The organism is Pseudomonas sp. TCU-HL1 (assembly GCF_001708505.1).
GTDB lineage: Bacteria > Pseudomonadota > Gammaproteobacteria > Pseudomonadales > Pseudomonadaceae > Metapseudomonas.
The window spans coordinates 4,423,116-4,439,964 of sequence record NZ_CP015992.1 but is presented as its reverse complement, the minus strand read 5'-3'; the positions used below and the strand labels follow the sequence as shown (position 1 = coordinate 4,439,964).

The 16,849-nt window shown below is 57.8% G+C and carries 13 protein-coding genes and 3 pseudogenes; 5 read left to right on the top strand and 11 right to left on the bottom strand.

Annotated features, from left to right (window positions below):
- Positions 1-180 precede the first annotated feature (180 nt).
- The 4 genes from THL1_RS20485 (at position 181) to THL1_RS20470 (ending at position 4,727) form a co-directional block, all read left to right on the top strand.
- Positions 181-1,335 (top strand): LLM class flavin-dependent oxidoreductase, encoded by a 1,155-nt coding sequence (locus THL1_RS20485; protein WP_069084951.1) that lies wholly within the window; start codon positions 181-183, stop codon positions 1,333-1,335.
- A gap of 68 nt (positions 1,336-1,403) precedes the next feature.
- The gene (locus tag THL1_RS20480) at positions 1,404-2,495 is read left to right on the top strand and encodes an LLM class flavin-dependent oxidoreductase (RefSeq protein WP_069084950.1); all 1,092 of its coding nucleotides are present in this window, start codon (positions 1,404-1,406) and stop codon (positions 2,493-2,495) included.
- 175 nt (positions 2,496-2,670) lie between these two features.
- Complete coding sequence (locus tag THL1_RS20475) at positions 2,671-3,465, top strand: SDR family oxidoreductase (protein WP_069084949.1); 795 nt, start codon at positions 2,671-2,673, stop codon at positions 3,463-3,465.
- A gap of 311 nt (positions 3,466-3,776) precedes the next feature.
- Positions 3,777-4,727, top strand: coding sequence for a LysR family transcriptional regulator (locus tag THL1_RS20470; RefSeq protein WP_069084948.1), 951 nt, complete (start codon positions 3,777-3,779; stop codon positions 4,725-4,727).
- Here the strand turns inward: THL1_RS20470 and THL1_RS20465 are convergent.
- The 10 genes and pseudogenes from THL1_RS20465 to THL1_RS20430 form a co-directional block, all read right to left on the bottom strand.
- Positions 4,709-5,392 (bottom strand): TetR/AcrR family transcriptional regulator, encoded by a 684-nt coding sequence (locus tag THL1_RS20465; RefSeq protein ID WP_237234736.1) that lies wholly within the window; start codon positions 5,390-5,392, stop codon positions 4,709-4,711. The genes THL1_RS20470 and THL1_RS20465 overlap by 19 nt on opposite strands.
- A gap of 142 nt (positions 5,393-5,534) precedes the next feature.
- Complete coding sequence (locus tag THL1_RS20460; protein WP_069084947.1) at positions 5,535-6,686, bottom strand: acyl-CoA dehydrogenase family protein; 1,152 nt, start codon at positions 6,684-6,686, stop codon at positions 5,535-5,537.
- 33 nt (positions 6,687-6,719) lie between these two features.
- Positions 6,720-7,823, bottom strand: a complete 1,104-nt coding sequence (locus THL1_RS20455; protein WP_069084946.1) for an enoyl-CoA hydratase/isomerase family protein — start codon at positions 7,821-7,823, stop codon at positions 6,720-6,722.
- Between the two features lie 2 nt (positions 7,824-7,825).
- Positions 7,826-8,716 (bottom strand): 3-hydroxyisobutyrate dehydrogenase, encoded by an 891-nt coding sequence (gene mmsB / locus THL1_RS20450; protein ID WP_069084945.1) that lies wholly within the window; start codon positions 8,714-8,716, stop codon positions 7,826-7,828.
- Positions 8,717-8,748: 32 nt separating this feature from the next.
- A complete protein-coding gene (locus THL1_RS20445; RefSeq protein ID WP_069084944.1) occupies positions 8,749-9,522 on the bottom strand; it encodes an enoyl-CoA hydratase in 774 nt (257 codons plus the stop codon).
- Positions 9,523-9,570: 48 nt separating this feature from the next.
- Entirely contained in the window at positions 9,571-11,076 is a 1,506-nt protein-coding gene (locus tag THL1_RS20440; protein ID WP_069084943.1) for a CoA-acylating methylmalonate-semialdehyde dehydrogenase, read from the bottom strand.
- Positions 11,057-11,623 carry an MHS family MFS transporter gene (locus THL1_RS29830; protein WP_145928352.1) on the bottom strand — a complete coding sequence of 189 codons (567 nt, stop codon included), beginning with the start codon at positions 11,621-11,623 and terminating at the stop codon, positions 11,057-11,059. The genes THL1_RS20440 and THL1_RS29830 overlap by 20 nt, the downstream gene beginning before the upstream one ends.
- A 496-nt stretch (positions 11,624-12,119) precedes the next feature.
- Positions 12,120-12,261 (bottom strand): annotated as a pseudogene (locus THL1_RS31445) (methyl-accepting chemotaxis protein); the annotation flags it as partial.
- A gap of 99 nt (positions 12,262-12,360) precedes the next feature.
- Positions 12,361-13,356, bottom strand: a pseudogene (locus tag THL1_RS29190) (PAS domain-containing protein); the annotation flags it as partial.
- Positions 13,357-13,671: 315 nt separating this feature from the next.
- Positions 13,672-14,415 carry a dienelactone hydrolase family protein gene (locus THL1_RS20430; protein ID WP_069086580.1) on the bottom strand — a complete coding sequence of 248 codons (744 nt, stop codon included), beginning with the start codon at positions 14,413-14,415 and terminating at the stop codon, positions 13,672-13,674.
- A 714-nt stretch (positions 14,416-15,129) separates the two neighbouring features.
- On the opposite strand from THL1_RS20430, the pseudogene THL1_RS29185 reads away from it, so the two are divergent.
- A pseudogene (locus tag THL1_RS29185) lies at positions 15,130-15,981 on the top strand (IS5 family transposase).
- A gap of 222 nt (positions 15,982-16,203) precedes the next feature.
- Here the strand turns inward: THL1_RS29185 and THL1_RS20420 are convergent.
- The gene (locus THL1_RS20420) at positions 16,204-16,809 is read right to left on the bottom strand and encodes a TetR/AcrR family transcriptional regulator (protein WP_069084940.1); all 606 of its coding nucleotides are present in this window, start codon (positions 16,807-16,809) and stop codon (positions 16,204-16,206) included.
- Positions 16,810-16,849 lie beyond the last annotated feature (40 nt).

Genomic DNA, 16,849 nt, shown 5'->3' with positions numbered 1-16,849 from the left:
ATGTATCGAAAGGGGGCGGATGCGTCAAAACTGGCGTCCCTGACCCATTTCACCGGCTTTTGCGCATGAAGTAAGTGGTGGTATTTTTTCGCACTTGCAATCAACGCAAATGTTGACATTCGATGTCTGATTGTTCGATAGTCAGACGAAAAGAGCCCAAGCAGGAGCCGAGGAGGCCCAATGAAGTTTCATTTGATGCAAACAGGTGTGATCGGTCGTCGTTATGAGCTGGAAGCGGGCATGGCCGGTCAGCGCCCTGAGCTGTATCAGCGCTTTCTATCCGAGGTGCGCGATTACGTGCGTCTGGCGGATGAGCTTGGCTACGCAGGCTACTGCCAACCTGAGCATCACCTGCAGATCGAGGGTTTTGAGATCAACAACCATCCCGGCATGTTCAGCCTCTATGTGGGCCTGCATTCCAAGCGGATGAAGGCCGGCATCATGGGGTACACCCTGCCGACCCATAACCCGGTGCGCATCGCCGAAGAAATCGCCACCCTTGACCATATGCTCCAAGGGCGGCTGATGGTCGGTTTCACCCGTGGTTACCATGCGCGCTGGGTCGACTCCTATGCCGCGCGTCCGGGGGTCAGCGCCACTACGCCGGACAACGCCAAGGCCCGCGATGAGCAGGATGCGCTGAACCGCGAAGTCTTCGAGGAGTCGCTGCAGGTCATCAAGAAGGCCTGGGCCAACGACGTGTTCAGCCACAAGGGCAAGCACTGGGAGTTCCCGCCAAATGGCGGCTCTGCCGGTCACCCGGCCTATGCCAGCATGGGCAAGGGCATGGATGCCGATGGCATCGTGCGCCAGATCGGGATTGCGCCGAAGTGCTACCAGAATCCCCACCCGAAGATTTACGGCGGCTTTGCCGGCAGCATGCGCACCGTCGACATGTGGGCACGGGAAGGCGGCAAGCCGATCGTGCTGGCTGCCGACCTGGACTTCTGCGATGCCCTGTGGAACCGCTATGCCGATACCGCCCGCCAGCATGAGCGCGAAGTTGCCCGCGAGGATGTTGCCGCCTGGGGTGGTTTCCTGATGCTGACCGATGACAAGGACAAGGCCAAGCAGTTGATGGCTGAGCACAAGTGGTTCTGGGACAAGTGGTTCATCCCGTTCGGCCAGAAAATGCCGAACGTGCTGATCGGCTCGGCTGACGACATCGCCGAGCAGATCGGCCGCGCGCATGACCGCCTGGGCTTCAACGAACTGTTCCTGATGTTTGGCCAGGGCCACCTGGACCCGGAGCAGAACAATGAAGAGTTGGAGAAGTTTGCCAGCCTGGTGGCCCCTCGGTTCGCGACCAAGGATGCCGAAGGGACGCTGGTTTAAGTGATTGCATGGCCGGTATGCCTGGCACGCCAGCCTGACAAGGTAAACAAAAACAAGAGGTAACGACTATGCAATGCGGTTTTTTCCATACTCCCTATAACCTTCCGCACCGCACGGCACGGGAGATGTTCGATTGGTCTCTCAAACTGGCACAGGTCTGTGATCAGGCGGGGTTTACCGATTTCATGATCGGTGAGCATTCGACCCTGGCTTGGGAAAACATTCCCTGTCCGGAGATCATCATCGGCGCCGCAGCGCCGATCACCAAGAATATCCGTTTTGCGCCGATGGCCCACCTGCTGCCCTATCACAACCCGGCCAGTCTGGCGATTCAGGTTGGATGGCTGTCACAGATTCTCGAAGGCCGCTATTTCCTTGGCGTGGCGCCCGGTGGACATCACACCGATGCCATCCTGCACGGTTTCGAAGGCATTGGCCCGCTGCAGGAACAAATGTTCGAGGCGCTGGAGCTGATGGAGAAGGTCTGGGCACGCAAGCCTTTCATGGACAAGGGCAAGTTCTTCCAGGCCGGATTTCCGGGGCCGGATACCATGCCCGAATACGATGTGGAAATCGCCGACAACAGCCCTTGGGGTGGCCGCGAAGCATTGGAAATCGCCGTTACCGGTCTGACCAAAAACTCCTCGTCGCTGAAGTGGGCGGGTGAGCGCAATTACAGCCCGATCTCCTTCTTCGGTGGTCATGAGGTCATGCGCTCGCATTACGACACCTGGGCCACAGCTATGCAGTCCAAGGGCTTTACCCCGGAAGCCTCGCGCTTCCGTGTGACCCGGGAAATCTTCATTGCCGACTCCGATGCCGAGGCCCGCAAGCGCGCCAAAGCCAGCGGCATGGCCAAGACCTGGGAGCACTACCTGTTCCCGATCTACAAGAAGTTCAATCTGTTCCCGGGCATCATCGCCGATGCTGGTGTAGATATTGACCCCAGCCAGATCGACATGGACTTCCTTGCTGACCATGTCTGGCTCTGCGGCTCGCCGGAAACCGTGACGCGCAAGATCGAGGCAATGATCGAGCGCACCGGCGGCTTCGGTCAGGTCATCGTTAACTCGCATGACAATATCGACAACCCGGAACCCTATTTCGAGTCGCTGCAGCGCTTGGCGCAAGAAGTGGTACCCAACGTCAGAACATCCTGAGAACGAAAGGCTAGGTTCTGGTCTCCTCCACCTGGCTTGATCAGTTCTAATAAAAACAGGTGGCACTGAGGATCAAGTTGCCTTGTTTTTGCTGTGTTGATCCGACACAAATGGCTGCTGCTTGGCAGCCATTTTTCACCGATCATATTATTCGACTGACAAGAAGCTCAGGTATATGTCTTGCAATGACATCTCTGGACTGTTTTCCGTTGCCGGCAAAACAGTATTGGTTACAGGTGGGGCCAAGGGTATTGGTGCAATGATTACCCGCTGTCTGGTGGCGGCAGGCTGCCGGGTGCTGGTCGCTGGGCGGGACCATGCTGCGGCAGACAGTTTGAACCATGAACTGGCGGAGTACGGAGGTTTTGAGTTCATTGAGTGTGACCTTGTGCGAGATGATCAGTTGGCTGATCTATTTCGCACGGTGCAGGATTGCTGTTCGCAACTGCACGCACTGGTTAACAACGCCGGTGTATTTCATGCGCCGCCACTTGGCTCTGTCACTGAGAAAGACTGGTCTGCGGTGATGAGCCTCAACCTGCAGTCGCCGTTTCTGCTGATCCAGGCGCTGTGTCCCCTGCTGGAAAAGGCCGGCACATCTGATGATCCGGCACGCATAATCAATATCGGTTCAGTGGGTGGCATTCTCGGGAAAAGTTACGGCGGCGCCTATGCCTATGGTTGCAGCAAGGCTGCCATGCATCAGCTTAGCCGCACGCTGGCATCAGATTTACGTTCGCGCAATATCAATGTCAACGCCATTGCTCCGGGTTACTTTCCAAGTGATCTCACCGCAGGAGTCATCGCTGATGCAGAGGTTGAGCGAGCGGTGCTGGATGGTATCCCTGCTCATCGCTTTGGCAGTGCGGCAGATGTTGGCGGCACCGTTATCTATTTGATCTCCCGTGCAAGTGCCTATCTCACTGGGACGATTATCCCCCTTGATGGTGGTCTGACAGTGGCCCCGTGATCCTTACACGGGACGTGAAGCGTCCTTCGGATGATCAAGCCCCAGTTCGGTTATGTTTGAGGGTTTGGTCCGTCCCTGGCCTTGCCAAGAATACAGCGCAGCTAGTGACGCTGTTCAACGTCCTCAGAACATCTCAATCTGTTTGAAAGCGCGCGTAGGTCCGCTGTGGCAGCCGCCGTTCGATCTGCCTTGATTTTTGGATCGATATCGGGTAATGATGCTTTGGAAATCAACATTTACGTTGATAATTGTAGTGCGCGTGATTAGCGCCGTGCTCGCTAAGCCCTGATCGTGCGAACTGGAGGAAAAATATGCCAAATTGCGCCAGCCTCGAGCGTTTAAATTGGGACGACCTTCGCTTCTTCTTAGAAGTGGCGCGCACCGGTACCGCCAGCGCTGCGTCTCGAAGGCTGGGCGTTGACTACACTACGGTCTCGCGTCGAATCCGTGTTCTGGAACAGAACCTGGGTGCATTGCTATTCGAGAAATCGAGGGCGGCGGGTTTCGTGCCCACGCTTGAAGGGCAGCGCATGCTGCGCTACGCCGAGACTCTGGAAAGCACCCTACAGGCAGCCTGCGAGCAAGTTTCAGGCACTGGTTTGGAACTGTCTGGGCATGTGCGCATCGGTTGCACTGAGGGATTCGGCTCCAGTTTCATTACTCCGCATATGAGTCGATTCCAGGACCGCTATCCACACATCTCGCTGGATATCCTCCCGGTGCCACACTTCGTCAGCTTGTCGAGGCGTGAGGCTGATATCGCTATCACGCTGGAGCGTCCGCAACGTGGGCCTTATGTCTGCTCTAAGCTCTGCGACTACCGTCTACGCTTGTATGCCACTCCTGAGTACTTGGCCAATAATGCGCCGATTCGCAGCCTCGAAAGCCTGGCCGGGCACACGTTCATCTCCTACGTTGAAGACTTAGCCTTCAGCCCAAAGCTTCTCTACTTGAATGATCTTGTACCCGGAGCGGTTCGCCAGCTGCGTAGCACCAGCGTAATTGCTCATTACCATGCAGCGCTGGAGGGGAGGGCGCTTGCAATTTTGCCCTGCTTTCTCGCAGGACATAACCCGCGTCTGTGCGAAGTTCTTCCGGGTGAGATAGAGGTAGTGCGGCAGTTCTGGATCTATTACAGCGAGGATCTACGTAAACTCCGTCGTATTACTCGGGTAGCCGAATATCTGCGGGCTTGCGTCGAGCTTAACCAGCCGCTACTGTTGGGCGAGTCAACGTCGATGAGCTATCTGCCGCCGGACTGAGCTACCGAGTTAGCTAAACTCTGGGTGGCCCGGATCACGCCTCGTATGGATCCGATAATCATTTCGCGTAGCAACTCAAACTTTGCCGTGTTGCCAGTTGGTGCCTCTCCGAGCCAAGCCGGTAACTGATTAAGCTGTGAAACGATGCTAGCTAGGCCGGCACGGCGGACCTCGCATGCTGGCTCTCCGGTTAGTTGCTCCACGGTTTCTATTAGCACTGCCTCATAGCGTTGGCGCAACTTTAGGATTCGCTCCTGGTGATCGTTATCGAGGCAGTGCAGGTCGTATTCTGCCAAACGGAAGTGTGCGCCCATACCGTTGTGTAGCTGGAGATGGGCTTCAGTGAGGAGAAGCAGTCGTGCTGTGGGGGAGACGTCCCGGTGGGACAGTTTCAGCGCGCCATTTAGCAACTGCTCATATAGTTCCTCGATTAGCTCGAACAGCAAGGCTTCTTTGCTCTCGATGTGGTTGTAGAGGGAGCCGACAGGAATGCCCATGAACTCTGCCAAGTCGCGCATACTGACTCGGCTGTAGCCACGCTGAGCGAACAACTCCAGAGCTTTCTCGCGTGTTTGGTGATAGCGTTTTGGGGAGCCAGTAGTACTTATAGGTTGGCTGCGAGTGGATGACGGCAGCTTGTTTTGCAAGGCGATGGGCATGGACATCAGACCTTCATCGATGTGGCTGCAGCTGACTGTGTTATTGACCGCTAGCGATACCGCTTCTAGCGAGTCTTGGATGTTTGTCATGATCGTAGGTGTGTAGTTGGGGCGCTTGTGGGCGCCGCTGAGGCGCCCACAAATGGTTTCATAGCGTGTAATTGGTCATTTCCCGAGTGATCAAAAGCCGCTGTACTTCGCTGGAGCCTTCGTAGATCTGCGTGATCCGCGCATCGCGGTAGTACTTCTCCACCGGGTAGTCCTCCAGGTAGCCGTAACCGCCATGGACCTGGATGGCGCTGGAGCACACCTGCTCGGCGATTTCTGAAGCGAACAGCTTGGCCTGGGAGGCTTCGGACAGGCAGGGCAGGCCGGCGCCCTTCAGGCGCGCGGCGTGGAGGATCATCAGGCGCGCGGCATTGAGACGGACCTGCATGTCCGCCAGCAGGTTGCCGATGCTCTGGTGCTCGATGATCGGCTTGCCGAACTGCACCCGCTCCCGCGCATAGCCCAGCGCCGCCTCGAAGGCCGCGCGGGCGATACCCAGGGCCTGGGCGGCGATGCCGATGCGCCCGCCTTCCAGGTTCGACAGGGCGATGGCCAGGCCCTTGCCGCGCTGGCCCAGCAGGTTCTCTTCCGGGATGCGGCAGTCGCTCAGGGTCACCGCGCAGGTGTCCGAGGCCTTGATCCCCATCTTGTGCTCGCTGCGGTCGACCACGAAGCCGGGGGTGTCGGTGGGCACCAGGAAGGCGGACAGGCCTTTCTTGCCCAGTTCCGGATCGGTCACCGCGAAGACGATGGCCAGCTTCGCCCGCTTGCCGTTGCTGACGAACTGCTTGGCGCCGTTCAGCACCCACTGGCCGTCCTTGAGCTCGGCACGGGTGCGCAGGTTGTGCGCTTCCGAGCCAGCCTGGGGTTCGGTAAGGCAGAAGCAGCCGATGGCGGCGCCACTGGCCAGCTCCGCCAGCCAGCGGCCTTTCTGTGCTTCGCTGCCGTACTTGAGGAGGGGCCCGCAGCCCACCGAGTTGTGGATGCTCATCAGCGCGCCGAGGGCGCCGTCGCCGGCGGAGATTTCCTCCACCGCCAGGGCATAGGCCACATAGTCGATGTAGGTGCCGCCCCATTCCTCGGGCACCACCATGCCGAGCAGGCCCAGCTCGCCCATCTGCCGTACCAGATCGTCGTCGATCCAGCCGGCCTTTTCCCAGGCCTGGGCGCGCGGGGCGACTTCGGCGCGGGCGAAGTCGCGCGCCATGTCGCGGATCATGCGTTGTTCTTCGGTGAGTTCGATATCGTGCATTAAAGGTCTCCAGCGGATCGGGCGTGCCTGGCGCTATTGAGTTACTGGCCGTTCAGCAGCTATTGCAGAGGTGCGACGGGTATGGAAGCCTGCAAAAAAGGCTTTCACCTGTTCGTCCTGTAACTCCTCAAGGTTCGGCGGGTTCCAGCGTGGGTTCTTGTCCTTGTCGATGATCAGGGCACGGATGCCCTCCATCAGGTCGCCCTTGTCGAACCACTGGCGGTCCAGATGCAGCTCAAGATCGAAACAGTCAGCCAGATTAAGACGTCGGCCGCAGCGCAGAAGCTCGAGGGTTACCGCCATGGCGAGTGGGGAATTTTTGTTGAGGAGGCGAATCGTTTCCTCTGCCCAATCTTGTACGTCGGGCCGGCTGTCGGACTGCAATGCAGTGCGGATCTCCTGGAGATTGGGCAGTGAAAAGATTTCGTCGATAACTTGGCGATAAGCCTTCAGCTCCGAACCCGGAATACGCTCGGTGGCAAGGCCAGCCAGCAACTGGTGGAGGTTCTCCCGAGGGGCGTAGCTCCAGTTCAGGCTGTCCAGCGCCCGGTCCAGCTCGGCAAGGCGTTCACTGGGCAGGCAGTAGTCGGCCAGCCCGGCATAGAGCGCGTCGGCGGCGCGCACATGGTGGCCGGTGACGCCCAGGTAGACGCCCAGTTCACCGGGCAGGCGCGGCAGGAAGTAGCTGCCGCCGACATCCGGGAAGAAGCCGATGCCGACTTCCGGCATGCCCATCCGCGTGCGTTCGGTGATGACCCGCAGCGAGGCGGACTGGGCCAGGCCCATGCCGCCGCCGAGGACGAAACCGTCCATCAGTGCCAGCACCGGCTTGGCGTAACCGTGCAGGTATTCGTCCAGGGCATATTCCTCTTCAAGGAACAGCTCGTGCTGGTTGTCGCCGGCCGCATGGCTCTCGTAGAGCATGCGGATGTCACCACCGGCACAGAAGGCCTTCTCGCCGGCGCCGCGGATCACCACGGCGACTATGTCCGGGTCCAGTTCCCAGGCCCAGAGGTGCCGATGGAGCAGGCGCACCATGGGCAGGGTCAGGGCGTTCAGCCCGGCCGGGCGGTTGAGGGTGAGGTGGCCGACGCGGTTGCGCACGCTGGCCAGGACCGGTGCCTCGTGCTCGCTCATGCTCAAGCTTCCCGACGGAGCAGGTTGATGATCGCGGAGAAGTCCAGGCCGCCATGTCCCTGCAGGCTGAAGGTCTGGTAGAGCTGCTGGGCCGCTGCGCCCAGCACCACCGGCTGTTTCGCGTGGCGGGCGGCCTCGGTGGCCAGGCCCAGGTCCTTGAGCATCAGGTCGGTACCGAAGCCGCCGCTGTAGCCGCGGGAGGCCGGTGCATTCTCCAGCACGCCGGGGAAGGGGTTGTTGATCTCCGAGCTCCAGCAGCGGCCGCTGGAGGTGTTGATGATGCCGGCCAGCACTTTGGCGTCCATCCCGAGGGAGACGCCCAGGGCCATAGCTTCGGCGACGCCGACCATGGAAATGCCCAGCAGCATGTTGTTGGCGATCTTGGCCACCTGGCCGTTGCCGGTGTCGCCACAGTGGACGATGTTCTTGCCCATGGCGGCGAGTAGCGGTTGCGCCTGGTCGAAGGCGCTGGCGGTGCCGCCGACCATGAAGGTCAGGGTGCCTGCCGCTGCGCCGCCGGTGCCACCGGAGACCGGTGCGTCGAGCATGGGATTGCCCTGGGCGGCGGCGGCCTGGGCGACTTCGCGGGCGCTCAGCGGGTCGATGGTGGAGCTGTCGATCAGTAGTACGCCTTGGCCAATATTGGCCAGAAGGCCATCCTGGCCCAGGTAGACCTGCTTCACGTGGGCCGCGGTGGGCAGCATGGTGATGATCGCCGCGGCACCGCCGCGGGCGACTTCCGCCGGGCTGCTGGCCACGCGGGCGCCCAGTTCCACCAGGGCGGCGGTGGCCAGGGGCGAGGGATCGAACACGGTGAGGGTGTGGCCGGCCTTGAGCAGGTTGCGGGCCATGGGGCCGCCCATGTTGCCGAGGCCAAGGAATCCGATGTGCATGTTGGCGTCCTCTTGAGGTAGGGCCGGAAAAGTCAGCGGTGAATAAAACTGGGAGCGCGCTTTTCGACGAAGGCACTCATGCCTTCCTTCTGATCGGCGTTGGCAAAAGTGGAGTGGAATACTCGGCGCTCGAACCGGATACCTTCCGCCAAGCTACCTTCGAAGGCGCGATTAACCGACTCCTTGATCAACATGGCCGCCGGCAGAGATTTTTCTGCAATGGCTGCAGCGCTTTTAAGCGTTTCCTCGAGGAGGAGGTCGACCGGTAGTACACGTGCAACCAAGCCGGTGCGCTCTGCCTCCAGGGCATCCATTTGCCGACCGCTCAGGCACATGTCCATGGCTTTGGCTTTGCCAATGGCACGAGCCAAGCGTTGGGTTCCGCCGATCCCGGGCAACACACCAAGAGTGATTTCTGGCAGGGCAAAACGAGCATTGTCAGCGGCATAAATGAGGTCGCACATCAGCGCCAACTCGCAGCCGCCACCCAGTGCATAACCGGCGACTGCTGCGATCAGGGGTTTGCGCCGGGCTGCAATGCGATCTGCTGCAGAGAAGAAGTCATCAAGGAGGACTTGCGGATAGGCCATGTCGACCATTTCCTTGATGTCCGCTCCGGCAGCGAAGGCCTTGGAAGAACCGGTAATCACCATGCAACCGATGTTGGGATCTCGATCCAGACCGTCGAGTGCCCGGTTGATTTCGTCGATCAACTGGACGTTTAACGCATTGAGCGCCTTGGGACGGTTGAGGGTGATCACGCCAACGCGGCCGTGGACTTCAACAAGTAGAGATTCGTATGCCATCTAGAGGTCTCCTGAATCAGGGGCGGTGCATAGCCCGCCCCTGATGCCTCACTTGAGGGTGATGGTGGTGTTCACTGCCCCGCCGACATCGTTCTCGTCGAACCAGCGCTGGGTGATGGTCTTGGTCTGGGTGTAGAACAGCACCACTTGCTTGCCGTACGGGCCGAGGTCGCCCAGCTTGGAGGCGCGCGAACCGCTGAAAGAGAACAGCGGCACCGGCACCGGGATCGGCACGTTGATGCCGACTTGGCCGACATCGATCTCTTCCTGGAAGTGCCGCGCGGCGGCGCCGGAGCGGGTGAAGAGGGCGGTGCCGTTGCCGTTCGGGTTGGCGTTGATGAAGGCGATGGCCTCGTCCAGGGTGGCTGCGTTCACCACGCAGAGCACCGGACCAAAGATCTCTTCGCGGTAGATGGTCATTTCGGTGGTCACGCCGGAGAAGACAGTCGGGCCGACGAAGTTGCCGTCCTGGTAGCCGGGCACGCTCGGGTTGCGGCCGTCCAGTTCCAGCCTGGCGCCTTCCTCGATGCCGGTGGCGATCAGGCCGCTGATGCGATCCAGTGCGGCGCAGGAGACCACCGGGCCGATATCGGTGCCCGGCTCGACGCCGGCGTTGACCTTCAGGGTCTTGGCCTTTTCCACCAGCTCCGGCAGCCAGGCCTGGGCCTCGCCCACCAGGATCACCACCGGCAGGGCCATGCAGCGCTGGCCGGCGGCACCGAAGGAGGCGCCCAGCAGGTTGTTGAGGGTCTGCTGCTTGTGGGCGTCGGGCAGGACGATGGCGTGGTTCTTGGCGCCCATCATGCACTGCGCACGCTTGCCGTTCAGGGTGGCGCGGTTGTAGACGTGGGTGCCCACCTTGGTGGAGCCGACGAAGGACACGGCCTTGATGTCCGGGTGGTCGCAGAGCAGGTTCACTGCGTCGACGCCACCGTGGATCACGTTCAGCACGCCTTTCGGGATACCGGCTTCCAGGGCCAGCTCAACCAGACGCATGGTCACCAGCGGGTCCTGCTCGGAGGGCTTGAGGACGAAGGTGTTGCCGCAGGCGATGGCCATGGGGAACATCCACAGCGGAATCATCGCCGGGAAGTTGAACGGGGTGATGCCGGCGCAGACGCCGATCGGTTGCAGCAGGGTGTAGGTGTCCACGCCATTGGCCACGTTGTTGGCCAGCTCGCCCATCTGCAGGGTGCCGATGTTGGCGGCATGCTCCACTACTTCCAGGCCACGGAACACGTCGCCTTCGGCGTCCGGCAGGGTCTTGCCCTGCTCGGCGGTGAGCAGCGCGGCCAGTTCCTTGATGTTCTCGCGGATCAGTTGCTGGTACTTGAGGAAGATGCGGGCACGGGCGCCGATCGGGGTCTTGCGCCAGGTCTTAAAGGCTGCCTGGGCGGCGGCGACGGCAGCGTCCATCTCGTCTTGGGTGGCGAAGGGGACGCGGGCCAGGACTTCCTGGGTAGCCGGGTTGACCACGTCGCGCCATTGACTGGTCTTGGATTCGACGAATTCACCGTTGATTAAGAGTTTTACTTTAGGAATTGAAGCGCCCATGTGTATGTTCCTGTGGGTGGTTTATAAAGAGGTTGAGCGATCGCTCGTACAGCCAGGTTTGACTGTCGTGTACTAAGTAGTGAGGGGATGAGGTAAAGGGGAGTGGTGAATTCGAGCAGGCTGGTAAGTCGTCGTTTTGCGTATAGCTATGAACTACGGCAATCGGCGGCACTTGCGAACGAAGACTATGTCGTTTGAGTTTTCTAAGGTCCGGAGACTTAGCGACGCTTGCTCGGTGCAGCCGGCCGAAAATGCGTAGAGTGATCTTGGTCAGAAATGGCAGCCGCCAACCCCAAGCTAGCAACCGTTCTTCATGAATGGAGGCAATCGTGCTCGTCAGATGACCGGCGACCCCCTCTGCGTAGACGGTGAAGGCAGTCAAGGTGACTTGCAAAGGAAGGAATAGCTTGTTGAAGGCTAGGGCGGCGGCGGTGCTGTAGAGAAAGAAGTCGTGCCATTCAATAGTCGTGCCCTCCAACCTGGAAGGTCCGGCGCTGCGGTAATGCTTGGGATTACCTTGGGCTTTCTTGAGAGCAACGTCTCTCATGGCTGGTTCTCTTGTTGTTTTGTGTGGCCGATATGTCGTTCATCGATGAGCTAGCTGCCTCGAGTATATGGATGCAGGCATCTAGCATGTAACAAGCAAAAAAACCTGTGCGATGTGCATTAAAAAATACCCCGTCTGAAGGTGTCAGTTGGGTGGGTCGGTGCTATCCCTAGGCATGTGGCGTGCTTAGGTTGAAGGTTGCAGCAGATGTGGCGAGAATATTTTTAGGTTACATAACCAGATTCTGGAAGATTTTGGTGTTGGGGCTGATGTGCGCACTTCCGTCGCCTGGCTGCGTGAGATAAAACTTATCCAGGTAATTTATTCTATGGGGCGAGTAATTTAGGAGCTAACCAAGTCACTAGTGCCGCTGTGATGCCTGGGTGGCTTGTGGTGAGGGTTTTATTGGTACGTTCCGGCATGTATTATCGGTAAGAAGAGTTTTGATCATTATTCTGCGTGGCAAGCATTTCGGCCGCCTGGTGAGTGGCCTCACTTGTTTGTGTGGCAAGTTTGCGGATTTCATCGGCAACTACTGCAAAACCCCGTCCAGCCTCACCAGCGCGTGCGGCCTCAATTGCCGCGTTGAGAGCGAGTAAATTTGTTCGGCTAGCGATGGCTTGGATGGCACCAACAATCTCGGTAAGTTTACTTAGGTTTCGTTCTATGAGCTGTCTTTGCATTTCCCGCTCCTCACGTAGTTGTTCCTCTTGGCGCTGAGAGTGCATGTCTACCAACGCCCCCGCTATCCGGAGCGGCTTTCCTTCAGTATTTCGTCGTGTCTTGCAGCGGGTGCTGAACCAGCGATACTCGCCGTTTTTTAACTTTATCCGGTAAGTCGCCTCAAACGGGGTGCAACCGCTGCTGTCGTTTATGTGTGCGCCAAACAACTCAGAAACACTTTGTCTGTCGTCTGGATGGATGCGAGAAGCCCAGCTTTCGAGAACATTGGGAAATTCTTTTGGCTCTTCGAAGCCGAGCATCTGAAGGAATTGCTGCGACCACCACAGGGGATTGTGAGAATTTAGTGGGTTGCCACCTATCACCTCCATATCCCAGAGGCCGTCGCTGATTATCTCCCTGGCAATCTCGAATCGCTCAAGCGTCCGCCCCAGTTCGCAATCACGTTCGTGCTGTACGTGTACGTCACGTATAGTACCGGCCATGCGTATCAGTACACCTTTAGCGTCACACCAAGTCCTGGCATTTACCTCAACTTTGACATAGTCACCTCTACCGTTACGCAGTCGGTATTCAATACGAAGTGTGACGTCGTATCGTCTATCTTTCAGATATCGGGTCAATGCATCCGTAGTCGATTCCCAGTCGTCAGGATGTATACGCTGAATCCAAGTGTCGAGTTGTATAGAGAGATCTTTTTCGTCATCTAGCCCAAGTAATGAGCGAAACTGTGTTGAGCACCAAAGGGTGTTATTTGCATTCACAGGGTCTCCATTTTTTACCAGCAGATCCCAAAACCCTTCGCTGCTGGCTAGGCTGACCAGTTCAAGGCGTTGTTCGACATGCAATCGTTCGGTCGTGGTAGCGGCCTGCTGCTGAGTTAACGAAGCTATCTGGTTGGTGAGGGCAATCTGTTGTTTCTGCTGATGATCTTGAGCTTGAAAATGTTCGCGCCATGCGCGGTAAGCGCGCTTAACTAGGGGGGGTGCAGCTACATCCTCTTCTGGTGCGTTGGATTGGGAGCGTCCTTCCAGCGCATCAATTAGATGCATCAAGCATTCAATAGTAGCTCGGCGACTTTTAGAGATCAGCATGTTAGCGCCCGTTGCAATGGGGTAGGCGGAACTAAAGATTTAGCTAAAGCTACAATTGTGTAGGTTGGGTAATAATATTTCGGGGTTGGTTGTTCGTGGCCGTAATGTTGTAAAATTATTGGTCAAATACTTCTCTTGGGAGGTGTGGTCTTTTATTTCTTGACTCCTCTCAATAATTATTTGGAGCTGGTTACTTCTGGTTTCGATAATGCAGATGGCAGTTAAGGGGAGTCGCCCCTCGTCTACAAATAAGAGATTATTGCTTTGAGTCCATTAACGAATGAGTGTCGTGTCAAGCAGGTCAAACAGCTCACGCCAATGGCGCTCGGCAGCTTCTTCGTTGAACTCTTGAAAGTCAGCTACGGCGAAGCCGTGTAGGGCCTCAGCATAGATTTCACATCGGTGATCGACGCCGGCCTCTAACAGGGCTTTCTCTAGACGCTTGGCCATTTGTGGTGAGTAGTAGTCGTCTCTATCGGCGCCGGCGACATAGGCTCGCGCCTTGATCAATGGCGCCAGTAAGTGGGGGCTGGTGTCAGCATCCGTAGCAAGATTGCCTCCATGGAAGCTCGCTACAGCCAAAATTCGATCCGGATAGGTGCCCGCAATGGAGAGAGCAATGCCACCGCCCATGCAATATCCGATTGTCCCAATATTGGGACTAGAAACATCGGTGCGGGTATCCAAGTAGTCTATGAATGCCTGTGCATCCCGTGCCGCCTTGTGATTGTCGGTTGAGGCGAGGAGATGACCAATTGCGCCCATGACATCGCTGCTTCTGAATATCTCTGCAGGTGCCAATGGCCCATAGGGGCCGGCTCGATAAAACAGGTCAGGCAGTAACACGACATAGCCGCGTTGTGCGAGCCGTTCGGCCATTTGGAACAATGTGGGACGGATGCCAAAGCCATCCATGCAGAAGATCACGGAGGGCCAGGGTCCCTGACCCTCTGGCGTGAAGATGTGCGCCTGGCACCTGCCATCGCGTGTTTCTATTGAAACCTGTTCGTGATTCAAAGTGATGCAATCCTTACTATTATTCGATTGTCTGCATTCGAATTCGACCATGGCCAATTGACGTATTGGTTCCAAGAATGGTGCCTATAGCGATTTTCCAGCGGTGCCGCCGGAAAGCCGGATCGGGCAGGCTCACTCACTATTCCGTTGAAAAACCTTGCGACGACGGAGACGTGCGTAATCCTCGTCTAGCACACTAGCATCGAGGTTCCTTTCCGGTCAACGAATGTGTTGATATGGGGCAGGTCGAAGCTCTAGGTGATGTGAGTCTCCGATCGTTTGCAGGGCTGGATGTGCGACGAAGCAGGCAGCCGTTAGGGCCATTGCGTCGCATTGGGCAGGGAGTGGCTTAGCTGTTTGGGCCTGCCGGTCTGTGGGGCAAGTTGATTGCGGTCTGAGTCAGTTGCAAGCATCGCCCGGTGAACGATCCGCCACCGGCTAAATCGAGGCGGTAATGAACCAGGCGATGAAGGGCAACCAGTAATGCTTCGGCGCGAAAGTGAAAATTGGCGCCGGCGATGAATCGGGATTGGCGCACAGTGAGGTGGTCACGGTGGCCAATGCCGCGGAGGTTACTCAGATCGATAAATTGCTGTATGGCGAGGTGTGCTTCTGTGGCCTGCCTAAGAGTATGACGCAGTTGGTGATGCTGTTAGGTTCTGTACGAAAAGTCGGTGCAGGTAGAATCGCCGCCATGATTGGCTGGAGGCCCGCATGGCAAGGCGCTACGAACTCCCCGATGCGGCATTGGGAGTTGATCCAGGATCTGGTTTCCCGGAGCAGAAGATGGGGCGACCGCGCAGTGATAATCGACTGGTGCTCAATGGCATCTTCTGGATCCTGTGCTCTGGGGCAGCCTGGCGGGATCTGCCGGAACGTTTCGGCCCTGGGGCGACGGTGTATCAGCGTTTTCGCGACTGGCGAGACGACGGCACGTTCGATCAGGTACTTGAGCGATTGCACGTCCGGCTGAATCAGGAAGGCCTGATTGACCTGGACACCTGGATGATCGACTCCACCGTGGTGCGTGCAACCCGAGCCTCCTCCGGCGCCGGGAAAAAGGGGGGCCGGAAGAACCGCTAGACCATGCCTTGGGACGCAGCCGAGGCGGCCTGACCACCAAGATTCACCTGATCTGCGATGCCAATGGTGTTCCTCGGCGTTTCATGCTGTCACCGGGGGCAAGCCAGCGACATTTCACATGCTCAGCCTCTGTTGGAGCAGGTATGCATCCCCGGAAAACCGGGGCGGCCTCGTAAACGCTGCCGCTGGTTACTGGCCGACAAGAGCTACGATGCCGAACACCTACGTCTCTACTGTGATCGCTACCGCATGCAGCCGGTGATGCCGCAGCGCACCATCAAGCGCGAGCCCAAGCCAGGTGGGGCGGCAGTTTGACCGTCCGAAGCACCGACAGCGGAACATCATCGAGCGAATGTTGGCTGGCTGAAAGAGAGCCGGAGAATCGGCACCCGCTACGACAAGTTGGCCAGCAGTTCGGGCGCGATGGTCACACTGGCTTGCACGCTGCGATGCCTACGGCATTACTTTTCGTACAGAACCTAGCCCTGTCGCGCTTATTGATCGCTCGCCGACATTTGCTGGCCACCAGCAGGAGTGGTTCGTCAGTAATGGAAAGTGCCCCAAGCCGAGCCAACGTATGGGACGGAACTCGAGGCAGTTAGTGCTGCCGCCTGCTGCGTAAACTGTTTTTGAGGCAACTGAGCTATCAGGCTGGAAAGGTTGGGGTAATTCAGGACATCCCTAGTTCATAAAAATAAAAATCGATTAGTCTTCATTTGAAAACAAAGCGTTAAGTACTATACCCACCATCCTTTCTTGTAATGCTGGATACCTTTCCTGCTCGTCATTTCTTTTGCTCGATGTAAAACAAGCGGTGCCCAACGTGCCTATCCAAAGCAACTGGACTGCTTCATGAGCGGGGCAGTTCAGGACGCCTTCGTCATATAGTCGCGATAGGTCGCTCTCTACCGTGCGTAGCGTTTCCGCAACGGTGGCAGGTGGCTCGCCAGCTAGGATTTGTTGGATAACTATCCTGCACATAAGTGGCTCTTGATGAGCAAAGTGATTAAAAGCGCCCCAGCCGTTTCTCAATCCTTGTTGGGGGCCGCGCTCTTTCGCTCCCTGTTGATAGGCTTCAGCCACTTGTTCATAGGTTTCATCAATGGCAGCCCGGTGCAGTCCTGTCAGATCGCCGAAGTAATGATAGATCGTTGGTGCGCCGACCCCTGCAAGGGCGCAGATTGCGCGTGAGCTTGCTCCCTCACGTCCCTCGGTACTCAGTAGGTGCCGAGCTACCTGCAGCAAGCGCTTCTTTACCTCGAGAGTGTCGCTGCCGCGATCCTTCATGCTGCGAGAAGCCATCGATTTCATCTGACCAACCTGTTCATAAAATTCAATAGGCTCCCTGAGC

What these genes read in the sequence shown, in the direction of transcription:
- THL1_RS20455 (WP_069084946.1), bottom strand. Translation starts at nt 7,823, where the DNA reads ATGAGCGAGCACGAGGCACCGGTCCTGGCCAGCGTGCGCAACCGCGTC.
- THL1_RS29830 (WP_145928352.1), bottom strand. Translation starts at nt 11,623, where the DNA reads ATGAGAGACGTTGCTCTCAAGAAAGCCCAAGGTAATCCCAAGCATTAC.
- THL1_RS20485 (WP_069084951.1), top strand. Translation starts at nt 181, where the DNA reads ATGAAGTTTCATTTGATGCAAACAGGTGTGATCGGTCGTCGTTATGAG.
- THL1_RS20475 (WP_069084949.1), top strand. Translation starts at nt 2,671, where the DNA reads ATGTCTTGCAATGACATCTCTGGACTGTTTTCCGTTGCCGGCAAAACA.
- THL1_RS20470 (WP_069084948.1), top strand. Translation starts at nt 3,777, where the DNA reads ATGCCAAATTGCGCCAGCCTCGAGCGTTTAAATTGGGACGACCTTCGC.
- THL1_RS20440 (WP_069084943.1), bottom strand. Translation starts at nt 11,076, where the DNA reads ATGGGCGCTTCAATTCCTAAAGTAAAACTCTTAATCAACGGTGAATTC.
- mmsB (WP_069084945.1), bottom strand. Translation starts at nt 8,716, where the DNA reads ATGCACATCGGATTCCTTGGCCTCGGCAACATGGGCGGCCCCATGGCC.
- THL1_RS20420 (WP_069084940.1), bottom strand. Translation starts at nt 16,809, where the DNA reads ATGAAATCGATGGCTTCTCGCAGCATGAAGGATCGCGGCAGCGACACT.
- THL1_RS20465 (WP_237234736.1), bottom strand. Translation starts at nt 5,392, where the DNA reads ATGTCCATGCCCATCGCCTTGCAAAACAAGCTGCCGTCATCCACTCGC.
- THL1_RS20460 (WP_069084947.1), bottom strand. Translation starts at nt 6,686, where the DNA reads ATGCACGATATCGAACTCACCGAAGAACAACGCATGATCCGCGACATG.
- THL1_RS20480 (WP_069084950.1), top strand. Translation starts at nt 1,404, where the DNA reads ATGCAATGCGGTTTTTTCCATACTCCCTATAACCTTCCGCACCGCACG.
- THL1_RS20445 (WP_069084944.1), bottom strand. Translation starts at nt 9,522, where the DNA reads ATGGCATACGAATCTCTACTTGTTGAAGTCCACGGCCGCGTTGGCGTG.